General features: G+C 63.8%; 1 protein-coding gene (only partly in view). It reads left to right on the forward strand.

The window, feature by feature from the left end:
- Window positions 1-335 precede the first annotated feature (335 nt).
- Window positions 336-1,278: the 5' portion of a TRAP transporter permease gene (locus GQE99_RS12140; RefSeq protein WP_328794093.1), read on the forward strand. 365 nt of this gene lie beyond the right edge of the window; the window shows 943 of its 1,308 coding nt (coding positions 1-943); it begins with the start codon at window positions 336-338; the stop codon falls past the right edge of the window.

Consider the following 1,278-nt stretch of genomic DNA (forward strand, 5'->3'; position numbering starts at 1 on the left):
AGGTTCGCAGCGAGTCCTGATCGTCGTCGCGGCGGTTTTCGCGGCCTGGGTCATCTACGCGAACCTGTTCACGATCTCGGATCCACTCATCTTGGGGATCCTCTTCGTCTGCGGCATCTACACGATCATGTTCGGCGCAATCGGGGCCACGCCCCGTGCGCCGGACCACATCCCGCTCTACGATTGGGCGCTGTCGGCGCTGAGCCTGGCGTGCGGGATATTCTTTTTCGTAAACGCGGGCGCCATCGCCGACAGGATCAGCCTTCTGCATCCGTTCACGCCGGCGCAGCTTTTTTTNGAGGCGCACCACCGGGCTCGGCCTGACCGGTGTCGTCGTGCTCTTTCTGGTCTACAACCTGTTCGGCTACCTGCTGCCGCCTCCCTTCGGGCATGGCGTGGATGAATTCAGCTACCTTCTGGATATTCTCGTCTTCACGACCGATGGCGTCTTCGGTGTCCCGATCCAGGTCGTCGCGAGCTACGTCTTCCTGTTCGTCATGTTCGGGACCTTCCTGTCGAAGGCCGGTGGAGGCGAATTCTTCTTCAACATCGCAGCGCTGGTCACCGGCCGGTCGCGCGGTGGTCCTGCCAAGATTGCCGTCATCTCGTCCGGCCTGTACGGCACGATGTCCGGCAGCCCGACGTCGGACGTGGTGGCCACCGGCTCAATCACCATCCCGGTCATGAAGCGGTTGGGGTACCGCGCGCGCTTCGCAGCCGCGGTCGAGGTCGCGGCCTCCACCGGGGGAAGTGCCATGCCGCCGATCATGGGGTCTGCTGCCTTTATCCTCGCCGAATACACCGGTGTGGCCTACCAGGAGGTGGTTTTCGCAGCGCTGGTCCCCGCGCTTCTGTATTACATGGGTGTCTTTACACAGGTGCACCTGCGAGCGGTTCGCCGCAACCTGCGCCCGTCGGATGACGAGATCCCGACTGCGCGGGAGACCTTCCGCACCGGCTGGGTCTTCCTGATCCCCATCGCGGGTATCGTCGCGGCGCTGGTCGCAGGCTATTCACCCACTTTCACCGCAGGCGCCGGTGTCGTCGGTGCCGTCGTTGCCTCCATGCTGACGAAGGCGACACGCTTGCGGCCCTGGCAAATCGTCGAAGGGCTCGGCGAGACCACCCTGCGGATTCTTCCGGTCGCGGGTGCCTGTGCGGCCGCCGGCTTGGTGATCGGCGGTCTATCGATGACCGGTCTCGGCATGAAAGCGGCCAACGTGATCCTGACGATCAGTAATGGCCAGCCCGGTGTGACACTGGTGATCGCGGCCATCG

Source organism: Maritimibacter harenae (genome assembly GCF_009882975.1).
GTDB lineage: Bacteria > Pseudomonadota > Alphaproteobacteria > Rhodobacterales > Rhodobacteraceae > Maritimibacter > Maritimibacter harenae.